Here is a 19,847-nt window from a genome sequence, read left to right as displayed (position 1 = left end):
GCCGCCTGACGGTAGGTCAGCCGGGTGCCGAAGACCGTCACGCCACCTGGCGCCGGGCGCGGCTCCATCGGCTGCCAAGCCGGGCGGTTGGATCGGTTGATGGCCGGGACCGGCGAGACCGGGGCGACTTCCTCGCCCGGCTTCTCGTCGGTTGTCGCCTTTGCGGCCGGCTCCGCGGCGGGAGTCGGCGCCGCGGCGGCGGCCACCGGCTCCGGCTCGGCCACCTTGTCCGCCGGCTCGATGACCTCGGCGGCTTCCACCGGCTCGGCCTCGGGTTCCGACGTCTTGACGTCGGTGGGAGCGGACTCCGCCGCAGCCTCAGGTTCCGAGGTCTTGACGTCGGCGGGAGCGGCCTCGGCCTGTTCCGCGGTGGCGGCCGCCGCGGCCGCGGCCCCGGCTGCCGTGGGCTCGGCTGCCGTGGGCTCCTCGGTCTTCTCCGGTGCGGCGGGTTTTTCGTCCTTCTGGGGGACGGCCTTCGTCGCGGGAGCCTTGGCCGGGCCCTTCTTCTTCGGAGTCGGCCTCGGCGGGGCCGGCTTCGTCGGCGGGACCACCGTGGTGGCTTCCGCGGGCGGCGGCGGGACCATGGTGGTGGCATCGGCCTGCGCCGGGGCGGCCACGACCGTGGTCTGGTCGGCCGGCGGGGCGACGACCGTGGTCTTGTCCGCCGGCGGCGCCACGACCGTGGTCTTGTCGGCCGGCGGGGCCACGACCGTGGTCTTGTCGGCCGGCGGGGCCACCACCGTCGTCCGGTCGGCGGTCGGGGCGGCCGGACTCACCAGGGCGGTCGCGTCGGCCAGGGACTGCTCGTGCTCGGGCGCGGCCTGGCGCCGGCGGTGCGCGGCGACGTCGGCCGCGGTCAGGCCGCCCTGCTCGCCACGACCCGTGCGCGTCGACGGAGCCGCCGGGGCCGCGCTGGTCTGCCGAGTAGCAGGGGGCTGCCCGGGTGCGGTTGTGGACCCGCCACGCGTACCCATGGCGGTGGTTTTGTCGTCTTTGACCGGAGGGGTGTCGAGGCGCGTGGCGTCGAGCGGCTTGGCCTTAGGCCCGTCGACCTTTGTCGGCGTGTCGGAGCGCCCGACCGGCGCCTTGCCCGGCACAAAGATCGGCGGCCGGCCCTCGCCGGCCGCCGGGCGGCCACCCGACACAGACGGACGACCCGGCGGATCAACCGGACGGGCGGGCGCAACCGGCGGACGCGGACCCGGCACCACCGGCGTCGAACCCGTCGGCGCGACCAGCCCGGAGCGGTCCCGGCCCGCGCCCGGACGACGCATCGTCGGGCTCATCGGGAAGGTCAGCTTCGAACGGCGGCCGGTCGCCCGATTGAGCAGGCGTTCCGCTTCCTCGGCGTTGATCCGGTGCGTCGGGTCCTTGCGGAGCAGGCCGTTGAGCACCGGCTTCAGCGGGCCCGCGTTGCGAGCCGGCGGCGGGTTTTCGGTGGCCAGCGCGGCCAGCGTGGCGATCGCCGAGGGCCGGGCGAACGGCGAGGAGCCCTCCACCGCGGCGTAGAGAGTGGCGCCGAGCGACCAGAGGTCAGCGGCCGGCCCCGCGGTGCCGTCCCGGGCCCGCTCCGGCGCAATATACGCCGGCGAGCCCAGCACCAGACCCGTCCGCGTCACGTTGGGGTCACCCGGCACGGTGGCCAGGCCGAAGTCGGTCAGCACGACCCGCCCGTCGGCACCGATCAGCACGTTGCCCGGTTTGACGTCCCGGTGCACCACGCCGGCCCGGTGGGCGGCGCGCAAGGCACCCAGCACACCCAGCCCGATCTCGGCCGTGCGAACCGGCGAGAACGGCCCGTCGGCCGCGATCGTGTCCTGCAGCGAGCGGGACGGCACGTACTCCATGACGATCCACGGGTCGGCGTCCGTCCGCAGCACGTCGAAGACGCGGACCACGTTGATGTTGTTGAGCCGGGCGATCGCACGCGCCTCACGCAGCGAGCGCTCGCGCATCTCCTGCCGCTCCCCCGGAGTCAGCCCCGGCGGCGGGACAAGCTCCTTGATGGCGACCTCACGGTGCAGGACGACATCGGTCGCCCGCCAGACGCGACCCATCCCGCCCTGACCGAGCGGCGCGACAAGCCGGTAACGGTCAGCGACTACGGCTGGGGGAGAAGAAGACATCAGGAGGAAAATACCCGGTCATGTCCAGCGGCAGCGAATCGATCAGCCGAGTGTGGGATGCGTGTCACCGAATATCCCTCGAAACGTCGTACGCTCGGTCGATGGATGAGGAACCCCTGGTCAGCGTCGTCCGGGGCAACCCGACCGATCTGGAGCTGGCCGCCCTGGTCGTGGTAATGGCCGCCAGATCCACCTCGGCGAATGCGGCCGCCCCCACCCCCCGCCCGTCGACCTGGGCCCGATCCGCACGCCCGTCGATGCCACGGCCGGGCTGGCGCAACTCATCGCTCCCCCGATAGCGACCGTCCACAGGCGGTAGTGTGGGGCCCCCGGAGCTGGCGGCGAACGACTACTCTCATGGATGTTTAGCCGGTTTGCGCCGGTGTCCGAGAGGCTCGTTCGGGGGAGGCCACGCATGATTCCGGAGGACGACCGCGGGCCAGCTTGGCTGCGCGATTACGGCTACACAGACTTCGGCCAGATCGAGGCCGACATCGAGGCAATGGAACATTTCGCCTCAAAGCTGTCGGCCAACGTGAAGGACGAATACGCTCCGCACCTCTCCACCGTGACGACCGCGATGTCGACCCGGCTGCCGAACCCGCCGAGCGAGTTCATCGAGCTGCTGACCTTCATGTTCGCCCACCACGAGGCAGCGGACGTCGCCCACCAGAACGTGTACAACTTCGCGAACGGCACGCGAAACTTCGCCGTGGCGGCGGAGGACATCAGCCAGAAGTACGACGGCTCGGACGCCTTCGCCCGGGCCAAGGTCGCCGACGTCAACGACGTGTTCGGCAACGTCGACGTTCCCGGCTCGGCGACCAACGGCGGAGGCGATCTCTGATGCTCGATGCACCCGGTGGCGGTGGCGGCACCCCGTGGGAGTCGATGACGATCGACAAGATGCAGGAGCTCATCCGCAATCCCAACACCGACAAGCAGTGGGAAATCGTCGATGGTTGGAAGAAGTCGGCGGATCTGATCCTGGAGCACCGCTTCCAGGTGGAGGGCTACAAAAGCAACCTCATGGCGGCCTGGCCACCGGACAAGAGCGCCGCGTCCAAGGCATACGTGGATCGCCTGGACAATCTGATCGCCCATCTCACCGAGACTTATGAGGCGTCGCTCGCCAACTACCAGGCCTTCTCGTCGGCGACCGGGGCGATCTACCAGGCTCAGGTCGCGATGGAAAAGATCTACCAGGAGTACAAGAGCAACGAAACCCTGCTGACCAACTTCACGGCCCAGCAGCAACAGGCCAAGAGCAGCTCGACTCCCACCCCGAGCCCGAGCCCGAGCGGGGAGCAGCCGCCGGTTGCGCCGGGCCGGCAGGCCGAGTTGCAGGTGCAGGCGGCCAAGATGCTGAGCGGAGTGAGCACGGAGCTTGCGCAGGCTCAACTCAGCATCGTCAAGCCGGCCCTCTATTCTCCGCTCGTTCTCCGGAACGACAAGCCGCACCCGTCGGACGACAACCCATACGTCGCTCCCCCGATCCCGCCGATCACCACGGCTTTCGCTAGCGACGAATCGACGTCCACGAGCTCGAACAGGCCCTCGGCCAGCTTTCCGACCTCGAACGGCTCGACCGGCACCACGACTGTCCCCGGTCTTACCGGGAATCTGAGCCCCATCACGCCGGCCCCGACCACCTCACAACCTGGCCTGGTCCTGGGGGGAACGCAGACGCCGGTCCCGACACCGTCGAACACCGGCCTGAGCCCGCTCTCACCGACGCTTCCCGGCGGCACGGGTGGGCCGATCTCGAGCACGGGCCTGACGCCAACGACCGCCTTCGCTCCCAGCACCGGGACCTCGGGTCCGTTGCCCAGGTCGACCGGAATCGGGCGCGGCAGTGCGGGCGCTCGTGAAGGGGTTCTCCGTCCGAACAGCTCCCTGCCGGAGGGAATGCGCGGTCTGCCAGAGGGAATGCGCGGCGCACCGACCAACGGCGTCATCGGCGGCACGCCGGGCGGGCTCGGCCAGCCGGGGGCCGGCCGCGCCGGCACGCGGCGAGTTAATCCGGTTGGCGGCGTCATCGGCGAGGGCGCGGGCGGGCACGGAACCTCGCGCGGCACGGGAGCCGGGCGTGTCGCCGGATCCGGCGGCATGATGGGCGCCGAGCACGGCAATGGCCTTTACGGGGGGCCGAACGGCGGCCGCAAGTCGGGCCGCCGCGAGGAGTCCGACGGCACGCACTGGGATCCGGACAACCCGTGGGAGACCGCCGAGGGTGTCGACCCCGTTGTGCTGCCTTCCCGCGAGCAACGCATCGACCCAGGACCAGCGATCGGCCTCAGTTGATCAGACATCGTGCGCTGGGTGCGGCGGCAGGAGCTCTGGCTCTCACTGCCGCCGCCGTGATTCCAGCATCTCCCGCGTTCGCTGACAGCGTTCGTGACCGGCAGTGGTACCTGCAAAGCCTGCACGTCGCGGAGGCCCACGCCATTACGACCGGCAACGGGGTCACGGTTGCCGTCGTCGACTCCGGCAGCTACCCACACCCGGACCTCAAGAGCAACCTTCTGCCGGGGCTCGACGAGACGGATGCGGCCGGCGGAAACGGCCAGAACGACACCGTCGGTCACGGCACCGAAATGGCGGCACTTATCGCCGCGCAGGGCAGAGGTTCGAACACCGGGGTCCAGGGCATTGCTCCCTCCGCCAAGATCCTTCCTGTTCGGATAACGAAGACGAAGATCAGCTTCGACGGCACGACAGTGGCGCTGGCCAAGGGCATTTCCTGGGCCACCAGCCAAGGCGCCAAGGTCATCAACGTCTCCGTCGGGGCAGGCCCGGCCTTCGACCTCGAGGACGCAGTCACGGCCGCCCTCGACAAAGACGTGGTCGTTGTCGCCGCGGCGGGAAACGCGTCGACCGATGCGGTTATCGGCTATCCGGCCGCCATCGACGGCGTCCTGGCTGTGGGCGCCAGTGGACGCGACGGAAAACATGCATCGGGTTCGCTTCCCGACGCCAAGATTCAGATCTGCGCCCCTGGCGTCGAAATCGTCTCAGCCTCGCCGCAGGACAAATACACCTCGTCCGATGGCACGTCGAGTGCAACGGCGATCGTTTCCGGTGCGGCCGCGCTTGTGCGGGCCAAGTTTCCGCAACTGTCGGCCGAAGATGTCGTCAAGCGGCTGACCTCGACCGCTGACGACATCGGGCCGCCGGGGCGCGACGACGAGTGCGGATTCGGCCGGCTGAACATCGTCAAGGCGCTCACCGCCGACGTGCCGACGACCGGAGGGGGCGCCACATCGGTTCCGGCGTCCTCCACTCCGTCGACCGCTCCGGGTTATATCGACCCGGCCGCGACCACCGCTGCTCCGCAGGCCGACAGTGAGCCTGCCTCCAGCAGCACGCCGCTTGTTCTTGGTGGGGTTCTGGTTGGGCTGATCGTCGCCGGCGGGCTTGTCGCGGCGCTTGTTGTTCGGCGGCGGCGCGGGGTCTGAGTGGAAGTTCGGCAGGCTTCGGGCTGAAACGCGGCGTTCTGTGCACCTTTGGTGGCGGTGGGGCTTGTAACCTCGGGGGCGTGCAGAACGACATCGTGTATCGGCTGGTCCTCGCGTCGGCTAGTCCGGCTCGGCGTGCCCTGCTCTCCGCCGCCGGCATTGACGCCGAGGTGCTGGTCAGTGGCGTTGACGAGTCCGCTGTGGAAGCCGCGGACGCCTACTCCCTGTGCCTGGCCCTGGCGCGCATGAAGGCTCGCGCGATCGCCGCCGACCTGCCGGCCGACCCGGGCATTCTGGTGCTCGGGTGCGATTCGGTGCTGGCGTTCGAGGGGGAGATCTTCGGGAAGCCGGCCAACGCCACCGAGGCCGCCAAGCGGTGGTCGATGATGCGCGGGCGCTCGGGTGTGCTGCACACCGGCCACCACCTGACCGGGCTGGTCAGCGGCAAGCAGGCCGAGGCGGTCGGCACGACCACGGTGCATTTTGCCGATGTCACCGACGAGGAGATCGCGGCCTACGTCGCCACCGACGAGCCGCTCAACGTGGCCGGGTCCTTCACGCTGGACGGGCGCGGCGGTGCGTTCGTCGAGCGGATCGAGGGCGATCCTGGCAACGTGATCGGGCTTTCCCTTCCGCTGCTGCGGAAGCTTCTCATCGAGATGGGCGTCTCGATCACCGCGTTGTGGCGGGCCTGAACCGACAGGCCCGCCACCACAGGGCGGTCAGCGGACGCTGCGGGAGAACTCCCTCGCGGCCCAGGCGACGGCGAGGAAGGCCAGCACGGCCATGATCAGCAGGCCCTGCCAGACGGCGGGGGCGCCCAGGTCGCCCCGGAACAGTGCCCGCGTGCCGTTCACCGCCCAGGAGAACGGGTTCCAGTCGGCGACGCCCTGCAGCCAGCCGGGGGCGAACGTCAGCGGCAGCAGGATGCCGGAGAGAAGCAGCACCGGCTGGGCCACCGTGTTCATCAGCGGGGCGAGGGCGTCCTCGCTCTTGACCACGAGTGCGATGCCGTAGCTGAGCGCCGAGGTCATGAGTGAGATCAGCGCCAGCATGAGGTAGGCCAGCAGCAGGTTTCCGATGAACACGCGCAGGTCGAAGATCAGGGCCAGGAGCGTGATGATCACGGCCTGGGCGATGAGCGAGACGACGTCGCGCAGGGAGCGGCCGAGCAGCAGGGCGAGGCGGCTGACCGGGGTGACCCGGGAGCGCTCGATCACGCCGGCCCGCAGTTCGGCGATCAGGCCGAAGCCCTGGAACAGGCCGCCGAAGATGGCGAGCAGAACCAGAAGACCGGGGACGAAGATTTCGTACGCCTCGGCGTTGGAACTCACGCCGAGCGCGGGCTTGAGCAGCGGGGCGAACAGCAGCAGGTACATGACCGGCTGGAAGACGCCGACCAGGATCCACACCGGGTTGCGAAGCAGCAGTTGGGCCTGGCGCTGGAAGATCAGTGAAGTGTCGCGAAGCAGCTTCATGTCTCAGCTCTCCCGCAGGGATCGGCCGGTCTTGGTGAGGAACACGTCGTCGAGGCTGGGGCGGTGCAGCTCGATCCCGGCCAGCGGCACGTCGGCGGCGTCGAGGGCGCGCAGGATCTGCGGGATCGCCACCGCGCCGTCCTCCACGTAGAGCCGCACGTTGTCGTCGTACGTCTCGATCTTGTAGGAGTCCAACGCCTGCACGGCGGCCGAAACCGAGGTCGGCGGCAGATCCACCCGGACCACGTCGCCGGAGATCTCTCGCTTCAAGTCCGCGGGCGTGCCGGACGCGACGATCTCGCCGTTGTCCATGATGGAGATCCGGTCGCAGAGCGCGTCGGCCTCGTCGAGGTAGTGCGTGGTGAGGAAGACCGTCATGCCCTCCGCACGCAGACGGCGCACCTCGTCCCACATGTGTGCCCGGCTCTGCGGGTCGAGGCCGGCGGTCGGCTCGTCGAGGAACACCACTTTGGGCGCGTGGATGATGCCGAGCGCGATGTCGACCCGGCGGCGCTGGCCGCCGGAGTAGGTGCTGCACTTGCGATCCGCATACTCCGACAGCTGGAACGCGTCGAGCACCTCGGTGGTGCGGGCCTGGGCGGCGACCTTCGACGCGCCGTAGAGCCGTGCCTGGAGCACCAGTTCCTCGCGCGCGGTGGAGCCGTCCCAGGTGCTGCCGCCCTGGGCGACATAACCGATCCGGCGGCGCACCTCGCCCGGGTCGCTGCGCAGGTCGGCGCCTGCGATGGTGGCCGAGCCGCCGTCCGGCTCGATGAGGGTGGCGAGCATCCGCAGCGTGGTGGTCTTGCCGGCCCCGTTCGGACCGAGGAATCCGAAGATCTCACCCTCGGCGACGTCGAGGTCGACACCGCGTACCGCATCGATTTTCTTTTTCTCGCGCCCCTGGCGCGACGTGAACGACTTGCGCAACCCGCGAGTCTCTATCATGCGGGCAGCGTAGGTTATTCAAGTTTTACTAGTCAAACTTGATTAAGAGGCGGGCCACTCTTTCTCGATCGGCACGCCAGGCAGGTACCGCTCGCCGGACTCGATCTTCTTGGCCGTGCGCTCGCACCAGGCGATCTCCGCCTCGGCCCGGACGATCGAGAGCTCCCACATCCAGCCGACGTAGACCGGTTTCTGCGTGGTCCACTCGGCCTGCATCACCGCCTCCAACTGCAAGACCCCCGCCCGTAACTGCATGGCCCGGTTGCGCAGGGCCGCGGCGGCCTCCTCGCGCGACAGGGCCGGCAGGAACGCGAAGGCCGCCATGAACGGGTCGGGGCCCGCACTCACGTTCCACCAATTCCCGCGCAGCAGCGTCTGGAACTCGGCCTTACCCTTCTCGGTGATCTCGTAGGTGGTGCGGGCCGGCCGCCCGGCGATCTGCTCGGTGGAGACCTCGCGGAGCAGGCCCTCCTCGGTGAGCTTGCGCAACGCGTGATAGATCGACCCCGGCTGGATGTTGGCCCACTTGTCGGCGCTCCAGCTCAGCAACTCACGACGCACGTCGTAACCGTGCACCGGCTGCATCCACTGGACCAGGCCGAGAATCATCATGCGCGTCGCAGACACAAGTCACAGGGTAGATCTGCCGTTAACTTTCGTTAGGCTCTGCCTGTGCGCAAGGTATTGATCGCCAACCGAGGCGAAATCGCCGTCCGGGTGATCCGGGCCTGCCAGGACGCCGGCTTGGCCAGCGTCGCCGTCTACGCCGACAGCGATCGCGACGGCCTCCCGGCCCGGCTCGCCGACGAGGCGTTCGCGTTAGGCGGGGAGACCGCCGCCGACACCTACCTCCGCATCGACAAGCTCCTCGACGTCGCGGCCCGCAGCGGCGCCGACGCGGTGCACCCGGGCTACGGCTTCCTCTCGGAGAACGCCGAGTTCGCCCAGGCCGTGCTCGACGCCGGGCTGACCTGGATCGGCCCGACCCCGCAGGCGATCCGCGACCTCGGCGACAAGGTCACCGCGCGGCACATCGCCCAGCGTGCCGGCGCCCCGCTGGTCGCGGGCACCGCCGAGCCGGTCCAGGACGCCGAGGAGATCATCTCCTTCGCGCGGGAGAACGGCCTGCCGGTGGCGATCAAGGCGGCGTTCGGCGGCGGCGGCCGCGGTCTCAAGGTCGCGCGCACGATCGAGGAGATCCCGGCCCTGTTCGAGAGCGCCACCCGCGAGGCGGTCGCGGCTTTCGGGCGGGGCGAGTGCTTCGTCGAGCGCTATCTCGACCGGCCACGCCACGTCGAGGCGCAGGTCCTGGCGGACACGCACGGCAACGTCGTGGTGGTCGGCACCCGCGACTGCTCGCTGCAGCGCCGCCACCAGAAACTGGTGGAGGAGGCGCCCGCGCCGTTCCTCACCGACGCGCAGCGGGCGCAGATTCACGAGAGTGCCAAGGCGATCTGCCGCGAGGCCGGTTACCACGGCGCCGGCACGGTGGAATACCTCGTGGGCCAGGACGGCACGATCTCCTTCCTCGAGGTCAACACCCGGCTCCAGGTGGAGCATCCGGTCAGCGAGGAGACGGCCGGTCTCGACCTGGTGCGCGAGCAGTTCCACATCGCCGACGGCGCGCCGCTGGCCGTCACCGAGGACCCGATTCCGCGTGGGCACGCCATCGAGTTCCGCATCAACGGCGAGGACGCGGGCCGCAACTTCCTGCCGGCGCCGGGCACGGTCACGGCCCTGACCTGGCCGCTCGGGCCGGGCGTGCGGGTCGACTCGGGCGTCGAGGCGGGCAGCGTCATCGGCGGCAACTTCGACTCGATGCTCGCCAAGATCATTGTGGTCGGCGCGACCCGGGCCGAGGCGCTCGAGCGGGCCCGCCGGGTGCTCGACGAGACCGTGGTCGAGGGCATCGCGACGGTGCTGCCGTTCCACCGGGCCGTGGTGCGCGATCCGGCCTTCACCGCCGAGCCCTTCACGATCCACACCCGCTGGATCGAGACGGAGTGGGCGAACGACGTCGAGCCGTTCGGCGCGGCCGCGGCAACCGCGGCGCCGGCCGACCGGGAAACCGTGGTGGTCGAGGTCGGCGGCAAACGGCTCGAGGTGAGCCTTCCCAAAACCCTTTTGATGGGTACGGGTGGGACCGCGGCCCAACCGCAGCGTGCGCCGAGCCGCCGAGCGGCAGGCGCGGCCACCGCGGCCGGTGCCGGTGGTGCCGCGCTGACCGCACCCATGCAGGGCACGATCGTCAAGGTCGCCGTCGCCGACGGCGACGAGGTGCAGGAGGGCGACACCATCGTCGTGGTCGAGGCCATGAAGATGGAGCAGCCACTGCAGGCGCACAAGGCCGGCACCGTCTCGGGCCTGTCGGTGGAGGTCGGCGGCACAGTCACGGCCGGCGCGGTGATCTGCTCGATCGACTGACCGCCACCAGGCGGCGCTACGGCGCTAAGGCGCGTAGTCGCGGGTCAGTTCGGCGAACAGGCTCCGGGCCGCCTCGGCCGGGTCCAGGTCGCGGTCGGGAAAGGCGCCGCTCAGCCACAGCGTGGCGAAGCCGTGCGCCATCGACCAGGCGGCCAGGCCAGCCCGGCGCACCTCGGGCGGGGCCGCCTCGGCCGTGCCCGCTCGGGCAGGGCGGACCGGGCCGTCCGGAGCGTCCGCGGCGAGCAGCCCACCGGGCAGCTCGGACACCGCGGCATAGAGCGCGTCGGCCGCCTGCGCCCGCGCGGCCAGCAGGCCAGGGTCGTCGGCGTGATAGAGATCGGTACGGAACATGACCTCGAACAGCGAGCGCCGGGTGGTGGCGAACCGGATGTAGGTGACGCCCAGCTCGATGAAGCTGTTGCTGGCCAGCCGCGAGGTGGCCAGCGCCTTGGCGAGCTGCTCGAAGCCCGCCGTGGCGAACGCGGTGAGCAGGCCGGCCTTGTCTCCGAAGTGGTGGGTCGGCGCCGCGTGCGAGACACCCGCCCGGCGAGCCAGGTCGCGCATGCTCAGGGCGGCCACCCCGTGCTCGGTGATCGCCTCGTCGGCCGCCTGGAGCAGGGTCCGACGCAGGTCACCATGGTGATAAGCCATGATCCAATTCTAACTTTACGGCGTCAAGATGCCGTCGGCAGCCAGTACCTCAGCTTCTCGTCCATCTTGTCGTGCAGGACGCCGCCGTTGCGCTCGATGGTGCGGCGCGAGGCATCGTTGGTGTCGTCGCAGGTGATCAGCACCCGGGGCAGGCCCAGCGCGGCGGCGATCGGCAGGGACGCGGCCAGCATCGCGGTCGCATGACCCTTCCGGCGCGCCGACGGCCGTACGTCATAACCGATGTGCCCGTTGCGCTCGCCCATCCGGCCCGGCGCCAGCCGGTGCCGGATGCCCAGCCGGCCGAGGTATTCGTCACCGTCGACCCACCACAGTGACGTCGTCGGAACATACGTCGCCGGCCTCGGGGTGTCTTCCCGCTCCTGCGCGCGCAGGCTGTCGACGAACCGCTGGAACTCCGGAAGCGACGACCACACCTTGCCGAACTGCCGGATGTACTGCCCCACGTTGCTCGAGTCGCCGGGTTGCGCCCGCCCCTCGGCGATGTGCTCATCCATCGCGATGAGGTAGGAGGCGTGGACGTCGACGGTGGGGGGAATCAGCTCGGGCACGACCCTCAGCGTAGGCGAGTGATCGTTACCTCGACGCCCTGGCCGGTGCTCTTCGGTCCGGCGTAGACACCTTTGAGGGGCGGCACATCGCCGTACTCCCGTCCGCGGCCGACCACGACGTGGCGTTCGCCGACCGGCACGCCGTTGGTGGCGTCGAAGGCCGTCCACCGGCCCACCCACCACTCGACCCACGCGTGCGATTGACCGACCACCGACTCGCCGATCGCGGCCGACGGCCGCGGGTGCAGGTAACCGGAGACGTACCGGGCCGGCATGCCCATCTCGCGCAGCATGCCCACGGTCAGGTGGCTGATGTCCTGGCAGACGCCCTTGCGCTGTTGCCAGGCGTGCATCGCGTCACTCTGCACACCGGTCGCGCCGGGCTGATAGGTGACCTCGCCGCGCACGAACTCGCAGACGGCCAGGGCCGCCGCGTGCGGGGTGGCGTGGGCCGCCTTGATGTCGGCCGCGATGCCGCTCAGTTCGTCGTCGAGGCCGGTGCGTTTGGTCGGCAGGATCAACTCGTACCACCGGTCGACGCTTTCCGGTTGGGTCAGCGCCTCCCACGAGCAGCCTTCGCTCGCGTCCAGGAGGTCGCCGGGCGGCAGCGTCTCCACCGTCGAGGTCGCGGTCACGGTCATCGCGTCGTGCGGCGCGTGCACGTCGAACGCGGTGACGACCGTGCCCCAGTAATCCTCGTAGCGGTAAGTGCGGGCCGGCGGCCACACCTCCACCCGGGCGTCGAGCACCGCCTGCCGGGCGTCGTTGCGGGGCCACATCCGGGCCTCGTTGTACGAGGACGAGGCCGGCCCCGCATAGTCGAAGCCGGTCTTGTGCTGAATGCGAAGCCGCCAGGAATCCACCGTCACGCTGAGCCCTCCTTAGGCATGCCCTTCTGGCCCTCGCCTGCGAGGCCGTCGGCAGCTGCGGCTGGGTGCCGCTCGGCGCAGGCGGTCATGCCACCGCCCCTCGCACCCAGTTGACCGCGGTCGTCTGCCGGAAGTACCTACGTGACACCGCGTCGTTCACCTGCGAACACGTCTTCTCGAGGCTGGCCAGCACCGGCGACAGGTCGCCGATCAGCTCGTCCGCGCCACGGAACTCGAGGTTGGTGCGGGCCCGCCCGACGATCCGCTGGGCGTCGGTGGCCACACCGGCCCGGCCCGGATCGGGTTCGAGCTCGGCCAGGCAACTCTCCGCGGTGGAGAGCGCCGCGAACACCGAGCGCGGGAACAACCGGTCGAGCAGCAGGAACTCGGCCGCGTGCCGGTCGTCGAGCGAACCACGATAGGTGCGCAGGAACGTCTCCCAGGCCCCGCTGGACCGCAGCAGGGTCATCCAGGTCGGGATGCTGCCGCCGGCCCGCTCGTGGGTGCGCAGCAGCCGGGCGGTCATGTCGGCCCGCTCGACGCTGCGGCCGAGAACCAGGAACAGCCAGCCCTCGTCGCGGCTCATGGTGGCGTCGGTGAGCCCGGCCATCACGGCGCAGCGCTCCCGCACCCACCGGAAGAACGCGTGCACGCCCTGCTGCTCGACCCGGCGCCGGGCGTTGGGCAGGCCGTGCCAGGTGGAGTTGAGGCACTCCCACATCTCCGAGGAGACGGTCTCCCGGGAGCCGCGGGCATTTTCCCGGGCGGCGGCGAGCGCGCCGACCACCGAGGAGGCGTTGCGGTCGTCGAGGCCGAGCAGGCCGACGATCTGGGCCGAGGTGAACGGGCCGTCGGTGGTGGGCATGCCCATCACAGCCAGCAGCGACCGGCAGGCCTGGTCTTCCCGGGTCCACGGGTCGGCGAGCATCCGCTGCAGGTGCACGTCGAGGATGCGGGCGGTGTCCTCGGCCCGCTCGACATAACGGCCGATCCAGTAGAGCGACTCGGCTATCCGGCTCAGCACGCCAGCCTCCCCTGTTGCTGTTGTTGCTGCTGCTCCTCCGAACCGGACGCACCGGGGCCCACATCCGGCGAAGCCGCCGGCGGCAACGGCGAAGGTGCGGCCGGCAGATGCGGCACCTCGAACGGGGTCAGGTCGTCCTCGGCGGCGAGCACCCAGGTGTCCTTGGAACCGCCGCCCTGGCTGGAGTTGACCACGAGCGCGCCCTCGGGCAGCGCCACCCGGGTCAGCCCGCCCGGCAGCACCCAGATCTTCTCGCCGTCGTTGACCGCGAACGGCCGCAGGTCGACGTGCCGCCCACGGAGCCGGTTCCCGATCAGGGTGGGAACCATGGAGAGCTTCACCTCGCGCTGGGCGATCCATCCGCGGGGATTTGCCACGATCTTTTCCCGTACGTCGAAAAGCTCCGTCGACGAGGCCTGCGAACCGATCACGATCCCCGCGCCCCCGGCCCCGTCGACCGGCTTCAGCACGAGCTCGTCGAGGCGGGGCAGCACGTCGTCGAGAACCCCCGGTTCGTCGAGGCGGTAGGTGTCGACGTTGGGGAGCAGCGGCTCCTCGTTCAGGTAGTAACGGATCAGGTCGGGAACGTAGGTGTAGAGCAGCTTGTCGTCGGCGACGCCGTTACCGACCGCGTTGGCGATCGTGACCCGCCCGGCCCGGGCCGCGTTGAGCAGCCCGGCCACCCCGATCACCGAGTCGGCCCGGAAGTGCACCGGGTCGAGGAAGTCGTCGTCGATGCGCCGGTAGATGACATCGACCCGCTGCTCGCCGGCGGTGGTGCGCATCGCCACGTCGTTGCCGACGCAGACCAGGTCACGCCCCTCGACCAGCTCGACGCCCATCTCCCGGGCGATCAGCGAGTGCTCGAAGTAGGCGGAGTTGTAGACGCCCGGGCTGAGCACCACCACGGTCGGATCGTTGACCCCGATCGGCGCGGCCGCCCGCAGCGCCCGCAGCAGCATCGCCGGGTAGGACTCGACCGGCAGGATGCGGGTGGCGGCAAAGACCTCGGGCAGCACCTGGGCCATCGCCCGCCGATTTTCCATCACGTAGCTCACCCCGGACGGGATGCGCACGTTGTCCTCCAGGACCCGGAAGGTGCCCTGCTCGTCGCGGATCAGGTCGACCCCGGAGACGTGGATGCGAACGCCGTTGGGCGGGTTGATGCCGGCCGCCGCGCGCAGGAAGTGGGCGCTGGTGGCGATGATCCGCCGCGGCACCACGCCGTCGGCGAACACCTGGCCGGCGCCGTAGACGTCAGCCAGGAACGCCTCGAGCGCCCGGATGCGCTGGGCCACCCCGATCTCGACCTGCCGCCACTCCGCCGCCGCGATGATGCGCGGCACGATGTCCAGCGGAAACGGCCGCTCGACGCCCTTAAGCGCGAACGTGATGCCCTGGTCGAGGAATGCCCGGGCCAGCACCTCGGCACGAATGCCCAGTTCCGCACTCGACAGCGGCTGGAGAGTCGCGTGCAGGGCCTCGTAGCTTTCCCGGGGCATGCCTAGCTCGCTGAACATCTCGTCCCAGCCGGGGCCGAGGCGGTACTCCTCGAAAAGATCCGCCATGCCAGGAATCTACGGTCGGCTCGTTGCGTGCGAGTAACGAACGAAACGCAGCTGTTCGCATTAGCGGGCGGGCCGTCGGAACGGGACCTTCCGACGGCCCGGGCCGGTACACCGAGAACGGGGGACCCGGCGTCTCCGGCAACGCTCACGGTACGCCGGAGGAGGGCATGCGAAAAACCCGTGGGACCAGCGAGGATGAAATAAAGGGAAATAACCGGCGCGGACCGACTCCGGATCGTATCGCGTGCGGCGACAATACCGTGTCAGGTATCACCGTCCCGGGGCCCTGATCAGGGCGCATGCTGGAGCACAGCGCATTCTCAGGTACGCCCATCGACAATGTGGCAAGCCCTGATGCCGTGAGGTGGCCGAACCGATGACCGAACTGCTGACCATGATGGCCACCCCGGTGTGGGCCTATCTGGCGCTGTTCGGCTTCCTGACGGTCGACGCCGTGGTTCCGGTGGTGCCGATCCAGGCGATCATGATCACCACCGGCGCGCTCACCGTCTACGGCAACCTCGACCTCGCCCCGGTGATCGCGATCGGCGCGCTCGGCATGTTCACCGGCGACTCGATCGCCTTCCTGCTCGGCCGCACCACCGGTCACGTCGGCCGCGGCCGGCTCGCCCGGCTTCGCGCCCGCTACTCCCCCCGGCACGACGACACCCCGCGCGCGCAGTCCAAGACGCGCAAGGCCGCCGCCCGCTTCACCCGTGGGCTGCGCCGGCCGGGGCCGCTGGTGCTGCTGCTGTGCCGGTTCGTGCCGGGCGGGCGGATGGCGGCCGGCTTCCACGCCGGCCGCACCGGTTACCCGATCAAGCTCTTTGTGCTCTACGACGGCCTGGCCGCGCTGTGCTGGGCCGGTTACGGCGGCCTGGTCGGTCACATCGGCGGCACCGCGATCACCCAGTCGGCCTGGCGGCTGTTCGCGATTGCCGCCACGGCCGCCGTCGTCTTCGGCACGGCCGGCTGGATCCTGGCTCTTTTCGGGGGCCGGAAAGAGGCCGAGGAAGCCAAACAGGCCGGTGCCGACGACGTCACTGAAGCTCGTGCTGCATCAACTGGCGTGCCGCCTCGGCAATCGAGCCCGACAACGACGGGTAGATAGTGATCGTGTGGGCCAACTGGTCCACCGTCAGGTTGTTCTCGATCGCCATCGTTATCGGCAGGATCAGCTCGCTCGCCTTCGGCGCCACCACCACGCCGCCGATGACCTGACCGGTGGCCGGCCGGCAGAACAGCTTCACGAAACCGTCCCGCAGATCGGACATCTTGGCCCGGGCGTTGCCGGTCAGCGGCAGCATGACCTGCCGCGCCGGGGTCCGGCCGGAGTCCACCTCGTTCTGCGAGACGCCGACGGTGGCCAGCTCGGGGTCGGTGAAGACGTTCGCCGAGACGGTGCGCAACCGCAGCGGCGCCACCGCCTCACCCATCGCGTGCCAGATCGCGATCCGGCCCTGCATGGCGGCCACGCTGGCCAGCGGCAGCACGCCGGTGCAGTCGCCGGCGCCGTAGATGCCGGGCACGTTGGTGCGCGACACCCGGTCGACCGTGAGGTAGCCGCCGTCGCCGACGTCCACGCCGTACTCCCGCAGGCCCAGCTGGGCCGTGTTGGGGATCGCGCCGACCGCCATCAGGGCGTGCGAGCCCTCCACGGTGCGGCCGTCGGAGAGCGTGACCAGCACGCCGTCGCCGGTGTTGACCACCGAGTCGGCCCGGGACTGGTTGAGGATCGTCATGCCGCGCTCGCGGAAGACCCGCTCGATCGCCATCGCGGCGTCGGCGTCCTCGTGCGGCATGACCCGCTCGCGGCTGGAGACCAGCGTCACCTTCGAGCCCATCGCCAGATAGGCGCTGGCGAACTCGGCGCCGGTCACACCGGAGCCCACCACGATCAGGTGCTCGGGCAGCTCGGTGAGGTCGTAGACCTGACGCCAGTCGAGCACGCGCACGCCGTCCGGCTTCGCGGTGGCCAGCACCCGCGGGGTCGCCCCGGTGGCGAGAAGCACGGTCGACGCCTCGATCGAATACATCTCGCCGCCCTCAGGAATCACCAGCACCTGATGGGTGTGACCGAGGGTGTCCTCGCCGAGCAGCGCCCGGCCGTGGATCACGTCGACGCCGGCCTTGACCAGCTTGGCCTGGATGTCGCCGGACTGCGCCAGCGCCAGCTTCTTGACCCGCTCGTTGACCGCCACCGCATCGACGGTGACGCCCTCGAGGCCGGCCGAGCGGATGCCGAACCGATCGTTGTTGCGATAAGCGGTCATCACCTCGGAGCTGGCGATAAAGGTCTTGGACGGCACACAGTCGGTGAGCACGCAGGCGCCGCCGGGCCCTTCCGCTTCGACGAGGGTGACCTCCGCGCCGAGCTGCGCGGCGACCAGGGCTGCCTCATAGCCGCCCGGTCCCCCACCGATGATTACGATCCGGCTCACTACGCTCCGCCTCCATGCTCTAAGTGGTTCTTGTGCCGACACGCACTCCCTGTATTCTCCACCACCGCTCGATACGGCTATCGTCGTCGCCGTGCGTCATTACGCCGCGTATGGCTCAAACCTGGACCCGGCCCGCATGCGGGCCTACTGTCCGCACTCGCCCATGGTGGGCGTGGGGTGGATAGAAGGCTGGCGCCTGACCTTTGCCGGTGAGGGGGAAATGGGCGGAGAAGGCGCGGTCACGACGATCGTCGAGTCCGACGGCGACCGCGTCTTCGTGTCGCTCTACGACGTGCACCCGTGGGACGCGGCGCAGCTCGACGAGGTCGAGGGAGTGACCGCGGGGGCGTACCAGAAGCTGACCGTGCGTGTTTCCACGCTCGAGGGCGAGTTCAGCGCGTGGGTCTACGTCTACGACGGTTACGAGGGCGGCCTGCCGACCGCGTGGTACATCTCCGAGATCGCCAATGCCGCCGAGAAGGCCGGCGCGCCGGACGATTACGTCGGGGATCTGCGAAACCGCCCGAGCGCCACGGCCCCGCCGGAGGTCTGAGTCAGCGGGCGCGAGCCGGCACGTAGGTGCGGTAGACGTTCGCCCGGTACTGCGGGGTCATGCCGACCGCGTAGTACAACCTCGCGGCCTGGGTCGGGTTGGCAAGATCAACACCGAGACCGGCCTTCGTGCGGCCCTTGCCGGCATAGACCGCGAAGGCCCGGCGCAACAAGGCCTCACCCACACCCCGCTTACGGTACGGACGGAGCACCCCCAGCCGTTTCACCCAGCCCTCGTTGTCGTCGAGACCGGCATCGGACGACTGGAGCGCCCCGACGACCCGCCCGTCGGCCTCGGCCGCGAACCACTCGTCGAACGAGAGCGACTTCTCGTTGCTCAGTTGCGTGCGCCACGAGTCGTAGTCGTTGCTGGTGTGGTCGGTGTCGGCGAACGCCTGGAAGATCACCGAGTGGACTGCCCGCATGTCGTCCTCGTCGTCGCCGCGCACCTCGCGCACGGTCACGCCGGGCGGCGGCTCGGGAGCGGTCAGCGGCACCCCGTCGAGCGACATCTGCATGCGCGCGTGCTGCTTGAGGAAGACGAAACCGGCCTCGGTCAGCGCGTCGATGAGGTCCTGCTCGGTGGGGATGGCGCCGGCGCGCACCTCGTACGGGTCGTGGCCGAACCGGGCCGCCCGCTCGGACATCCGCCCCATGAGCAGGGCGAGCAGCGGGCGCAGGGCCGGCGTGCCGCGCTCCGGCCAGGTGTAGACGTCGGCGAAGTCGCGGCTGCCGCCGTTGGCGTTGCGCGGGTAGGCCCAGCCGACGATGCGGCCCTCGTCGTCGAGCGCGAGCCAGCAGTCACGGGCCATGTCCGTGTTCGGCTCGGTGAGCATCTCGCGCACCTCGTCGAGGGTGTAATCGGGCTCGCCGATCGACGCCATGTCGCACGCGTGCACCAGGGCCAGGATCTCGGCGGCGTCGTCGAGCTTCGGCCGGCGGGTGCTCCAGCCCTCGGGCAGCGTGGTCATGGCCAGCATGATGACGGCGGAACCCACCGCCGTCGACCGATTTCTATCCGGTCCTCATCTCGCCAGTCGCTGGCTCAGCGACTCGAGCAGCCCGACGAACTCGATCCGCTCGCCGATGTCGAGCGCCAGGTACGCCTGACCGGCCAGCGCGTCACCGACCGAGTCGGCCCACAGCAGCCGCCGCACGAACGGCCCGGCCGGCGGATAGGGCGGCTGCCAGCCGAACGCGACCGCGCCGGTCTCCCCCTCCGGCCCCGCGATGATGGCCTGCAACGGGCTGAGCCCGCTGGCCCGCACCGCGACCAGGTGCACCCCGAGCCGGTGCTCGTGCAACAGGTGCAGGGCCACCGCGGCCCGGGCGCCCGGCGCCTGGTCGGGCACCGGCATGGCCCGCCACGCAGCGAACAACGGCAGCCCGGCGTGCTCGACCGCGTCCACCACCCGGCCGGCCAGCTCCAGCAGCCGGGCGATGCGGGGGAAGCCGCCGATCTGCTCGATGCCCCACTTGCACAGCTCATGCAGATGCCAGTTGGCCACTTCCATCGGCGCCGACGTCTTGGCGGTCGCCTCCCAGCCGTCGATGACGGCCTCGGGGGCGATGAAGCCGATGGCCGCGGCCACCGTCTCGGGTCTCACTTCGCCGAGCGCACCGGCCCTCGCGGACACGTGATAAGCCCAACCCGATAAGCCCAGCAGACGCGCGCGGCGAAGCGTCTGTGGCGACTCGGCAAAGGCGCCCACGATCGTTGCGAGTCCCGTTTTGGCGTT

Annotated in this window: 19 protein-coding genes and 1 pseudogene; 8 read left to right on the top strand and 12 right to left on the bottom strand. The window is 70.1% G+C overall.

Going from position 1 to position 19,847, the window contains the following annotated elements:
• Positions 1 to 1,160: 1,160 nt before the first annotated feature.
• Positions 1,161 to 2,126, bottom strand: a pseudogene (locus AB0E90_RS11240) (serine/threonine-protein kinase); the annotation flags it as partial.
• 101 nt (positions 2,127 to 2,227) lie between these two features.
• On the opposite strand from AB0E90_RS11240, the gene AB0E90_RS11235 reads away from it, so the two are divergent.
• The 5 genes from AB0E90_RS11235 to AB0E90_RS11215 all read left to right on the top strand — a co-directional run bounded on the left by AB0E90_RS11235 (position 2,228) and on the right by AB0E90_RS11215 (position 6,279).
• On the top strand, positions 2,228 to 2,425 hold the full coding sequence (locus AB0E90_RS11235; RefSeq protein ID WP_360402719.1) for an acyl-CoA carboxylase subunit epsilon: 198 nt from the start codon (positions 2,228 to 2,230) through the stop codon (positions 2,423 to 2,425).
• A gap of 116 nt (positions 2,426 to 2,541) precedes the next feature.
• Positions 2,542 to 2,973, top strand: coding sequence for a hypothetical protein (locus tag AB0E90_RS11230; protein WP_360402717.1), 432 nt, complete (start codon positions 2,542 to 2,544; stop codon positions 2,971 to 2,973).
• A complete protein-coding gene (locus AB0E90_RS11225) occupies positions 2,973 to 4,430 on the top strand; it encodes a hypothetical protein (protein ID WP_360402715.1) in 1,458 nt (485 codons plus the stop codon). The genes AB0E90_RS11230 and AB0E90_RS11225 overlap by 1 nt, the downstream gene beginning before the upstream one ends.
• Complete coding sequence (gene mycP / locus AB0E90_RS11220) at positions 4,427 to 5,584, top strand: type VII secretion-associated serine protease mycosin (RefSeq protein ID WP_360402713.1); 1,158 nt, start codon at positions 4,427 to 4,429, stop codon at positions 5,582 to 5,584. Before AB0E90_RS11225 ends, mycP begins: the two co-directional genes overlap by 4 nt.
• Positions 5,585 to 5,664: 80 nt before the next feature.
• Positions 5,665 to 6,279: a Maf family protein gene (locus tag AB0E90_RS11215; protein WP_360402711.1), complete on the top strand. Its 615-nt coding sequence runs from the start codon at positions 5,665 to 5,667 to the stop codon at positions 6,277 to 6,279.
• 27 nt (positions 6,280 to 6,306) lie between these two features.
• On the opposite strand, the gene AB0E90_RS11210 is transcribed toward AB0E90_RS11215, so the two are convergent.
• The 3 genes from AB0E90_RS11210 to AB0E90_RS11200 are packed head-to-tail and all read right to left on the bottom strand — an operon-like array spanning position 6,307 to position 8,622.
• Positions 6,307 to 7,062, bottom strand: a complete 756-nt coding sequence (locus AB0E90_RS11210; RefSeq protein WP_360402709.1) for an ABC transporter permease — start codon at positions 7,060 to 7,062, stop codon at positions 6,307 to 6,309.
• Between the two features lie 3 nt (positions 7,063 to 7,065).
• Positions 7,066 to 8,010, bottom strand: coding sequence for an ATP-binding cassette domain-containing protein (locus tag AB0E90_RS11205; RefSeq protein WP_360402707.1), 945 nt, complete (start codon positions 8,008 to 8,010; stop codon positions 7,066 to 7,068).
• A 42-nt stretch (positions 8,011 to 8,052) separates the two neighbouring features.
• Positions 8,053 to 8,622 (bottom strand): PadR family transcriptional regulator, encoded by a 570-nt coding sequence (locus AB0E90_RS11200; protein WP_360403324.1) that lies wholly within the window; start codon positions 8,620 to 8,622, stop codon positions 8,053 to 8,055.
• 60 nt (positions 8,623 to 8,682) lie between these two features.
• Between AB0E90_RS11200 and AB0E90_RS11195 the strand changes: the two genes are divergently transcribed.
• Positions 8,683 to 10,434 (top strand): biotin carboxylase N-terminal domain-containing protein, encoded by a 1,752-nt coding sequence (locus AB0E90_RS11195; protein ID WP_360402705.1) that lies wholly within the window; start codon positions 8,683 to 8,685, stop codon positions 10,432 to 10,434.
• Positions 10,435 to 10,458: 24 nt separating this feature from the next.
• Here the strand turns inward: AB0E90_RS11195 and AB0E90_RS11190 are convergent, their stop codons facing one another.
• The 5 genes from AB0E90_RS11190 to AB0E90_RS11170 all read right to left on the bottom strand — a co-directional run bounded on the left by AB0E90_RS11190 (position 10,459) and on the right by AB0E90_RS11170 (position 15,115).
• Positions 10,459 to 11,085 (bottom strand): TetR/AcrR family transcriptional regulator, encoded by a 627-nt coding sequence (locus AB0E90_RS11190; protein WP_360402703.1) that lies wholly within the window; start codon positions 11,083 to 11,085, stop codon positions 10,459 to 10,461.
• A gap of 23 nt (positions 11,086 to 11,108) precedes the next feature.
• Positions 11,109 to 11,654 (bottom strand): GNAT family N-acetyltransferase, encoded by a 546-nt coding sequence (locus AB0E90_RS11185; RefSeq protein ID WP_360402701.1) that lies wholly within the window; start codon positions 11,652 to 11,654, stop codon positions 11,109 to 11,111.
• Between the two features lie 5 nt (positions 11,655 to 11,659).
• Positions 11,660 to 12,523 (bottom strand): transglutaminase family protein, encoded by an 864-nt coding sequence (locus tag AB0E90_RS11180; protein WP_360402699.1) that lies wholly within the window; start codon positions 12,521 to 12,523, stop codon positions 11,660 to 11,662.
• Between the two features lie 85 nt (positions 12,524 to 12,608).
• A complete protein-coding gene (locus tag AB0E90_RS11175; protein WP_360402697.1) occupies positions 12,609 to 13,547 on the bottom strand; it encodes an alpha-E domain-containing protein in 939 nt (312 codons plus the stop codon).
• Positions 13,541 to 15,115, bottom strand: a complete 1,575-nt coding sequence (locus AB0E90_RS11170; protein ID WP_360402695.1) for a circularly permuted type 2 ATP-grasp protein — start codon at positions 15,113 to 15,115, stop codon at positions 13,541 to 13,543. Before AB0E90_RS11170 ends, AB0E90_RS11175 begins: the two co-directional genes overlap by 7 nt.
• A gap of 376 nt (positions 15,116 to 15,491) precedes the next feature.
• Between AB0E90_RS11170 and AB0E90_RS11165 the strand changes: the two genes are divergently transcribed.
• Positions 15,492 to 16,226, top strand: coding sequence for a DedA family protein (locus tag AB0E90_RS11165; RefSeq protein ID WP_360402693.1), 735 nt, complete (start codon positions 15,492 to 15,494; stop codon positions 16,224 to 16,226).
• Here the strand turns inward: AB0E90_RS11165 and AB0E90_RS11160 are convergent.
• The gene (locus AB0E90_RS11160) at positions 16,156 to 17,556 is read right to left on the bottom strand and encodes an NAD(P)H-quinone dehydrogenase (RefSeq protein WP_360402691.1); all 1,401 of its coding nucleotides are present in this window, start codon (positions 17,554 to 17,556) and stop codon (positions 16,156 to 16,158) included. The genes AB0E90_RS11165 and AB0E90_RS11160 overlap by 71 nt on opposite strands.
• A 91-nt stretch (positions 17,557 to 17,647) precedes the next feature.
• On the opposite strand from AB0E90_RS11160, the gene AB0E90_RS11155 reads away from it, so the two are divergent.
• Positions 17,648 to 18,109: a gamma-glutamylcyclotransferase gene (locus tag AB0E90_RS11155; protein WP_360402689.1), complete on the top strand. Its 462-nt coding sequence runs from the start codon at positions 17,648 to 17,650 to the stop codon at positions 18,107 to 18,109.
• A 1-nt stretch (position 18,110) separates the two neighbouring features.
• On the opposite strand, the gene AB0E90_RS11150 is transcribed toward AB0E90_RS11155, so the two are convergent.
• Entirely contained in the window at positions 18,111 to 19,079 is a 969-nt protein-coding gene (locus AB0E90_RS11150; RefSeq protein WP_360402687.1) for a GNAT family N-acetyltransferase, read from the bottom strand.
• A 54-nt stretch (positions 19,080 to 19,133) separates the two neighbouring features.
• Positions 19,134 to 19,715 (bottom strand): hypothetical protein, encoded by a 582-nt coding sequence (locus AB0E90_RS11145; protein WP_360402685.1) that lies wholly within the window; start codon positions 19,713 to 19,715, stop codon positions 19,134 to 19,136.
• Between the last annotated feature and the right edge of the window lie 132 nt (positions 19,716 to 19,847).

The organism is Actinoplanes sp. NPDC026619, assembly GCF_040638295.1.
Taxonomy (GTDB): domain Bacteria; phylum Actinomycetota; class Actinomycetes; order Mycobacteriales; family Micromonosporaceae; genus Actinoplanes.
This window is presented reverse-complemented; position numbering and strand designations above follow the sequence as displayed.

Bases quoted from the DNA above. Each gene is read 5' to 3' on its own strand.
- AB0E90_RS11150 (WP_360402687.1), bottom strand. From the start codon at position 19,079: ATGACCACGCTGCCCGAGGGCTGGAGCACCCGCCGGCCGAAGCTCGAC.
- AB0E90_RS11235 (WP_360402719.1), top strand. From the start codon at position 2,228: ATGGATGAGGAACCCCTGGTCAGCGTCGTCCGGGGCAACCCGACCGAT.
- AB0E90_RS11205 (WP_360402707.1), bottom strand. From the start codon at position 8,010: ATGATAGAGACTCGCGGGTTGCGCAAGTCGTTCACGTCGCGCCAGGGG.
- AB0E90_RS11165 (WP_360402693.1), top strand. From the start codon at position 15,492: ATGACCGAACTGCTGACCATGATGGCCACCCCGGTGTGGGCCTATCTG.
- AB0E90_RS11225 (WP_360402715.1), top strand. From the start codon at position 2,973: ATGCTCGATGCACCCGGTGGCGGTGGCGGCACCCCGTGGGAGTCGATG.
- AB0E90_RS11210 (WP_360402709.1), bottom strand. From the start codon at position 7,062: ATGAAGCTGCTTCGCGACACTTCACTGATCTTCCAGCGCCAGGCCCAA.
- AB0E90_RS11230 (WP_360402717.1), top strand. From the start codon at position 2,542: ATGATTCCGGAGGACGACCGCGGGCCAGCTTGGCTGCGCGATTACGGC.
- AB0E90_RS11170 (WP_360402695.1), bottom strand. From the start codon at position 15,115: ATGGCGGATCTTTTCGAGGAGTACCGCCTCGGCCCCGGCTGGGACGAG.
- AB0E90_RS11200 (WP_360403324.1), bottom strand. From the start codon at position 8,622: ATGATGATTCTCGGCCTGGTCCAGTGGATGCAGCCGGTGCACGGTTAC.
- AB0E90_RS11190 (WP_360402703.1), bottom strand. From the start codon at position 11,085: ATGGCTTATCACCATGGTGACCTGCGTCGGACCCTGCTCCAGGCGGCC.